This is a genomic window from Streptomyces sp. DSM 15324 (assembly GCF_001514285.1).
Taxonomy (GTDB): Bacteria; Actinomycetota; Actinomycetes; order Streptomycetales; family Streptomycetaceae; genus Streptomyces.
Map to the genome: position 1 here is coordinate 1 of NZ_KQ949072.1, position 767 is coordinate 767.

Here is a 767-nt window from a genome sequence, read left to right on the forward strand (position 1 = left end):
CTCGTCCCCCGTACCGCACTGGACCATCTTCCCGTCCCGCATGATCAGGATCCGGTCCCCCAGCTTCAACGCCTCCGACAGGTCGTGCGTGATGAACACCATCGTCTTGCCGACCTCGTGATGCAGCCGGATCACCTCGTTCTGCATGTCCCGCCGGATCAACGGATCCAGCGCCGAGAACGGCTCGTCGAAGAACAGCACGTCCGGATCCCCCGCCAGCGCACGCGCCAGCCCCACCCGCTGCTGCATACCCCCCGAGAGCTGGTCCGGATAGGAGTTCTCATAACCGGCCAGCCCCACCAGCTCCACCACCTCCAACGCCCGCCGCGTCCGCTCCGCCCGCCCCATCCCCCGGATCTCCAGACCGAACGCCACGTTGTCCACCACCCGCCGGTGCGGCAACAACCCGAAATGCTGGAACACCATCGAGAACTTCCGCCGCCGCAACTCCCGCAACCGCGCCGCGTCCGCCTGCCGGATGTCCTGCCCCTCGAACACCAGCTCACCCGACGTCGGCTCGATCAACCGCGTCAGACACCGCACCAACGTCGACTTGCCCGAACCCGACAAGCCCATCACCACGAACACCTCGCCCTTACGGACGTCGAAGTTCACATCACGCACCGCCGCCGTACACCCGGTGCGATCCATCAGCTCACGCCGGGTCAGGCCGCACAGCTCCGCGTCACCCGGCACCCGCTCGGCCTTCGGCCCGAACACCTTCCACAGATTGCGCACGGATATCACCGGAGCGCCGTCAGCGTCCT

Annotated in this window: 1 protein-coding gene; it reads right to left on the minus strand. The window is 66.9% G+C overall.

All coding sequences use genetic code 11. The features are described from left to right. The coding region (locus AQJ58_RS40230) for an ATP-binding cassette domain-containing protein (RefSeq protein WP_420712213.1) at positions 1–767 on the minus strand (767 nt) is incomplete at both ends.